The sequence below is a fragment of the Nitrospinota bacterium genome (assembly GCA_016217735.1).
Classification (GTDB): domain Bacteria; phylum Nitrospinota_A; class UBA7883; order JACRGQ01; family JACRGQ01; genus JACRGQ01.
Window position 1 is genome coordinate 1 of the sequence record JACRGQ010000051.1, and the last position, 6,054, is coordinate 6,054.

The 6,054-nt window shown below is 59.5% G+C and carries 6 protein-coding genes; all 6 read right to left on the reverse strand.

From position 1 onward, the window contains the following. Window positions 1-241 precede the first annotated feature (241 nt). Entirely contained in the window at window positions 242-853 is a 612-nt protein-coding gene (locus tag HZA03_08465; protein ID MBI5637987.1) for a hypothetical protein, read from the reverse strand. Next, complete coding sequence (locus HZA03_08470; GenBank protein MBI5637988.1) at window positions 850-1,938, reverse strand: deoxyhypusine synthase; 1,089 nt, start codon at window positions 1,936-1,938, stop codon at window positions 850-852. The genes HZA03_08465 and HZA03_08470 overlap by 4 nt, the downstream gene beginning before the upstream one ends. Before the next feature lie 22 nt (window positions 1,939-1,960). Beyond that, a complete protein-coding gene (locus HZA03_08475; protein ID MBI5637989.1) occupies window positions 1,961-3,235 on the reverse strand; it encodes an adenosylhomocysteinase in 1,275 nt (424 codons plus the stop codon). Then, window positions 3,232-4,401, reverse strand: coding sequence for a methionine adenosyltransferase (locus HZA03_08480; protein MBI5637990.1), 1,170 nt, complete (start codon window positions 4,399-4,401; stop codon window positions 3,232-3,234). Before HZA03_08480 ends, HZA03_08475 begins: the two co-directional genes overlap by 4 nt. Before the next feature lie 164 nt (window positions 4,402-4,565). Beyond that, a complete protein-coding gene (locus HZA03_08485) occupies window positions 4,566-5,441 on the reverse strand; it encodes a glycine--tRNA ligase subunit alpha (GenBank protein MBI5637991.1) in 876 nt (291 codons plus the stop codon). Window positions 5,442-5,563: 122 nt separating this feature from the next. Continuing rightward, window positions 5,564-6,054: bifunctional phosphoribosylaminoimidazolecarboxamide formyltransferase/IMP cyclohydrolase (gene purH / locus HZA03_08490; protein MBI5637992.1), on the reverse strand; the 491-nt coding region annotated here is incomplete at its 5' end.

Here is a 6,054-nt window from a genome sequence, read left to right on the forward strand (position 1 = left end):
CATGTCCGACAACGAGGCCGCACGACAAAAGAACGAGGCAAGGGACGCGCTGTTTACAGAAATATTTGAACAGTTCGGGACGCAGGGATGAGGAATCATGCACCCCCTCCCTTCAGACTCATTTTCATATTGGAAAATACTGTTGCCGCTTGGCGGCAAATTGCATGCTGCCTATCCAAGGGGAGAAAGGGAAGAGAGCTTTGAAAGTATGGCTGGATCCCCGCCTTCGCGGGGATGACATTTAGCGGCGGATTTGGTCGAGGACTACTTTTACGCCGCGGTCGCCCACGCCGGTTGGTTTCAGGGAGAAGCCGTAGACATCGCCCGGATTTTTGGAGATGGGGTCGCCATCTTTATCCAATCGCGCTTCGATCAGAATCTTGGCTCCCGGCTTGGGGGCATCGCCCACCATCAGGTTGGCATTGGTGATGACATAGCTAACCGGGAAGCTTCCGGCGGGAATGCGGGTGACGGCCAGCGGCGGCGCGGGCTGATCCACCAAGCGAACCAGCACGTAAATGGTCCAGCCTTTGAAATCCATTTTTTTCTGTTCGGCTCCCAGCTCCAGCGTGCCATCCACGATGACATATCCTGCGTCGATGGCGGGGGCTTTGCCGCCGGGCATGGCCGCCGGGGGCGGAACCTGCGGGGCGGGTGCGGCGGACGATTTTTGCGCTTCGGCCATAACCTGTTTTTGCGCCACCGGCCCTTCGGCAAAGCCGGGGGCATTCTCGGTGCCGGCGGGAATATGGATTTTGTCCGCCTTCTCCATCGGGACGAAGTGATGATCCTGGCAGGCGAAGAGGGAAAGGGCCAAGCCCGCCATCATAACCGCCAGGATTTTGCCATTCACTGCTTGTTGTTCTCCCGGTATTTCGCCTTGAGCTGATCCAGCAACGCGCCACGCTTATCATACAGCCGTTTATGCTTACGCGGCGGACATTTGGCAAGCGCGTACGCCGTCATGAGCGGCATGGCGATGGTGGTGTCCACATAGGCCACCACGGCGTTGGGGAGCAGCTCCGGGTTCACCTTCCCCCAGCTTACCGCCTCGTGCGGCGTGGCGCCGGAAAGCCCGCCGGTATCCGGGCGGGCGTCGGTGATCTGCATGAAGTAATCGTGTCCGCGCACCGGGATGTTGAGCACCTCCGAGAGCTGCGGCTCGGTTTGCAGCAGGAAGTTCTTGGGGCTGCCGCCGCCGAAGATTATCACGGCGCTTTCGCCGTGGAGCATCGCGTCCAGCACGATGGCGGCGGTCTCGTTCACGTCGGCCACCACGTCGATGATCACGTCGCCGCGTCCCGCCACGTTGAGCATGGCGATGTTCATGCCGATGGTGCTGTCACCCGGCGAGGGGCAATACACCGGCACGCCGGCGCGGTATGCCGCGCCCAGCACGGTGGAACCTTGGGTGCCGAGTTTTGCCTCGGTGTCGTTCACGTGCTTGCCCATGAGGTAGTGCAGTTCGCTGGTGGAAAGTTTCCGAAGGAACTCCTGCTTGCCCACGGTGTCCGCAACGTACTTATCCGATTGCAGCAGAACGTCGAAATCGAAAATGATGTCGTAAATGCGGATAAGCTGGTGTTTGCGCAGTTCCACGTCGTCCACGAACGGCGAGCTTTTGTGCATGGCGAGGTTCAGCCCGTAGTGGATGTCGTGATAAAGGTTCGCGCCCGTGCTGACGATGTAGTCGATAAAGCCGGTCTCGATGAGCGGCACGAGGGCGCTGGCGCCCAGCCCGGCGGGGGTGAGCGCGCCGGTGAGGGAAACGCCGACGGTGACGTTTTCCTTCAGCACCTTCTTTTCGAGGAGGCGGCATATCTCGGCCACGCGCGCGCCGTTGTAGGCGTTAAAAAAGTTTCCGATCAGGTCCGCGGCCGAGATGTTGCCGGTAATTTTGCGGGGCTCTATGCGAGCCCCTTTGAATTCATGCTTCACAAGTTGTTGTTCCTTACGGTGATCAGGTTCCGTGCTCCCACGAAGAGAGGTAGTGGGCCTGTTCTTTCGTCAGGGTGTCGATGGCGATTCCCATGGATTCCAGCTTCAGGCGCGCCACCCAGTTTTCGATATCCACCGGAACGCTGTAAACTTTCTTCTGGAGGTTCTTGCGTTCCTTGACGGCGTATTCCGAGGCAAGCGCCTGCGTGGCGAAGCTCATGTCCATCACGCTGGCGGGGTGCCCTTCGGCGGCGGCCAGGTTCACAAGGCGGCCTTCGGCTATCACATAGATGCTGCGGCCGTTCTTCAATTTGTATTCATCGACGAAGTTGCGGATGTCCTTGCGGATTTCCCTGGTTTCCTTGGCGATACCTTTGAGGTCGATTTCGATGTCGAAGTGGCCGCTGTTGCAGACCATCGCGCCTTGTTTCATCGAATTGGCGTGTTCCGGGCGGATGACGTGCATGTTGCCGGTGACGGTGATGAAGAGGTCGCCCACCTTCGCCGCTTCGTCCATGGTCATGACCTGGAAACCGTCCATCGCGGCTTCGAGGGCCTTGATGAGGTCGACTTCGGTGACGACGACCTTGGCGCCCATGCCGCGGGCGAGCATGGCGCAACCCTTGCCGCACCAGCCGTAGCCGGCGATGACGACGGTCTTGCCGGCGATCAGCATGTCGGTGGCGCGGATGACGCCGTCGAGCGTGGACTGGCCGGTGCCGTAACGGTTATCGAACATGTTCTTGGTGGTGGCGTCGTTCACGGCGATGACCGGGAACATCAGCTTGCCGTCGCGCTCCATCGCGCGCAGGCGGATGACGCCGGTGGTGGTCTCTTCCATGCTGACGACCACGTTCTTGCCTTTTTCCACATATTTGGTGTGCAGCAGGGTCACGAGGTCGGCGCCGTCGTCCATGGTGACGTTCGGTTCGCGCATTACCATCGCTTCGAGGTGGCGGTAGTAGGTGTCGTTGTCTTCGCCCTTGATGGCCATGACGGGGATGCCGTAGTGTTTGGTCAGCGCCGCGGCCACGTCGTCCTGCGTGGAGAGCGGGTTGCTGGCGCACAGCGCCACATCCGCGCCGCCCGCCTTGAGGGCGCGGACGAGGTTCGCGGTTTCGGCGGTGACGTGCAGACAGGCGGACATGGTTATGCCCTTAAGGGGCTGTTCCTTCGTCCAGCGGTCGCGCACGGCGCGCAGCACCGGCATATCCTGATCGGCCCATTCGATGCGGGCTTTGCCCTTGTCGGCAAGACCCATGTCTTTTACGTCGAAATTTTTGGTTGCGGTGGTCATAGTCCGGCATCCTTTCTAAGTTTGGCGGCCATGTCGATCTGTTCCCACTGGAATTCCGGCAACTCGCGGCCAAAGTGGCCGTAAGCGGCGGTTTTTTGGAAGTGGGGGCGGCGCAGTTTCAGCATCTTGATGATGCCGAAGGGGCGGAGGTCGAAGTTCTTCCGGACGATTTCGACGACTTTTTCCTGCGGGATTTTGCGGGTGCCGAAGCCGTCCACCAAAACTGACACCGGCTCGGCCACGCCGATGGCGTAGGCAAGCTGCACTTCGCATTGGTCAACGATGCCGGCGGCCACCAGATTCTTGGCGATGTAACGGGCCATGTAGCTGGCGGAGCGGTCGACCTTGGTCGGATCCTTGCCGGAGAATGCGCCGCCGCCGTGGCAGGCCGAGCCGCCGTAGCTGTCGACGATGATCTTGCGGCCGGTCAGGCCGGAGTCGCCGTGGGGGCCGCCGACGACGAAGCGGCCGGTCGGGTTGATGAATATCTTGCACTTTTTTTCGTGGAAGAGGCCTTCGGGCATGATCGGGCGGATGACTTTGTCGAGCACTTCCTTGTGGATGGTGTCGTTATCCACGCTTTCGGCATGCTGGGTGGAGATGACCACCGTGTCGATGGCGTGCGCTTTTTTGTTGACGAATTCGACGGTCACCTGCGATTTGCCGTCCGGGCGGAGCCACTTGAGCGTGCCGTCTTTGCGCACTTTCGCGAGCTGGGCGGTCAGCTTGTGGGCCAACAGCAGCGGCAGCGGCATGTATTCTTTGGTTTCGTTGGTGGCGTAGCCGAACATGAGCCCCTGGTCGCCGGCGCCGGTCTCTTCGTCGGTCTTGCGGACGACCCCTTGGGCGATGTCCGGGCTTTGCTCATGCAGCGCGTTAAGGATGGCGCAGGAGCGGTAGTCGAACCCGATGGCGGAATCGTCGTATCCGATTTCCTTCACGGTGTCGCGTACGATTTTGTGGATGTCGACCCCGACAGCCTTGCTGGTGATTTCGCCGGCCAGCATGACGAGGCCGGTGGTGACCAACGTTTCGCAGGCCACGCGGGACATCGGGTCCTGCGCGATAAAAGCATCAAGCACGCCGTCGGAAATCTGGTCTGCAATCTTGTCCGGATGTCCTTCGGTAACCGATTCCGAAGTAAACAGATAGTTAATCCGCCCCATATCTAAATTTCTCCTTAATTTACTTTTTAAAGATGAATTGTCAAGCCATTAAGAATACCCTAATATGTACTGCGGTACAAGAAGTTTATGGCTTTTTGCGAACGAGGAGTATCCCCTTTGTTATTTAAGGCTTTCCAGTGCGTTTTCTCGCAAAAGGTGTGGCGTTAAAAATCCTTTTTTAACAAGGGGAAGCCGAGCGATTCGCGCCATTCCAGATAGGCGCGGGCGCACTTTCCCGCCAGTTTCCGCACACGGGCGATGTAGGTCGTCCGCTCCGCCACGCTGATGGCGCCGCGCGCGTCGAGCATATTGAAGGCGTGCGAACACTTCAGAACCATATTATACGCCGGCAGCGGCACCCCGGCCTCCAGCAGCTTGTTCACCTCCGCTTCCAGACTGTCGAACAGCACGGCGTTGGCGGCCGCGTTGGAAAGCTCGAAGTTGTATTTGCTGAACTGCTGTTCATCGGCCAGAAATATCTCGCCGTATTTCACCGCATTGTTCCATTGCAAGTCGTAGACCGAATCCCTGTTCTGGAGGTACATGGCGATGCGCTCCAGCCCGTAGGTGATTTCGGCTGAAACCGGTTTGAGATCGATACCGCCCACCTGCTGGAAATAGGTGAACTGGGTGATTTCCATGCCGTCCAGCCAGACTTCCCAGCCGAGTCCCCACGCGCCGAGGGTGGGTGATTCCCAGTCGTCTTCCACAAAGCGGATGTCGTGCGCCTTGAGTTCTATGCCAAGTGTTTGCAGCGATTCGAGGTAAAGCTCCTGCACGTCAAGCGGTGAGGGCTTTAGGATGACCTGAAACTGGTAGTAGTGCTGCAGGCGGTTCGGGTTTTCGCCGTAGCGTCCGTCGGTGGGGCGGCGGCTCGGCTGCACATAGGCGGCGTTCCACGGCTCCGGTCCCAGCACGCGCAGGAAAGTGGCGGGGTGGAACGTGCCCGCTCCCACCTCGGAGTCTATCGGCTGCATCACCAAGCAGCCCTTCTTGGCCCAGAAGGATTGCAGCGTGTGAACGATGTCCTGGAAATTCATATCCGCCCGATTATAGCAGGTTGTTAAAAAACAGTGTCATCCTGAGCCGAAGGCGAAGGATCGCTTTCCGGAAAGAGATCCTTCGTCGCTCCGCTCCTCAGAATGACAGGCATGTCGGTGTCTTAGTGATAGAAGTGGCGCATGCCGGTGAAGACCATCGCCATGCCGTGCTCGTCGGCGGCGGCGATCACTTCCTCGTCGCGCATGCTGCCGCCGGGCGATATCACGGCGGCGATCCCTTCCTTGCCCGCCGCGTCGATGCCGTCGCGGAAGGGGAAGAAGGCGTCCGACGACATCACGCACCCCTTCACGGGGCTTTGCGCCTTGCTCACGGCGATCTTCGTGCTGTCGATGCGGCTCATCTGCCCCGCACCCACGCCGACGGTCACGCCGTCGCGGACGAAGATGATGGCGTTCGATTTCACATGCTTGGCCACCGTCCAGGCGAAGAGCAGGTCTTCCATCTCTTTCGGCGTCGGCTGGCGCTTGCTCACCACGCGGAGGTTTTTTTCGTCGAGGAGCTGGTTGTCCACCCCCTGCACCAGCAGGCCGCCGATGACGCTGCGGATATACGTGGCGTAAGGAGTCTGAAAATTCTTCGGCTTGATGATGC

What these genes read in the sequence shown, in the direction of transcription:
- HZA03_08485 (MBI5637991.1), bottom strand. Translation starts at nt 5,441, where the DNA reads ATGAATTTCCAGGACATCGTTCACACGCTGCAATCCTTCTGGGCCAAG.
- HZA03_08475 (MBI5637989.1), bottom strand. Translation starts at nt 3,235, where the DNA reads ATGACCACCGCAACCAAAAATTTCGACGTAAAAGACATGGGTCTTGCC.
- HZA03_08480 (MBI5637990.1), bottom strand. Translation starts at nt 4,401, where the DNA reads ATGGGGCGGATTAACTATCTGTTTACTTCGGAATCGGTTACCGAAGGA.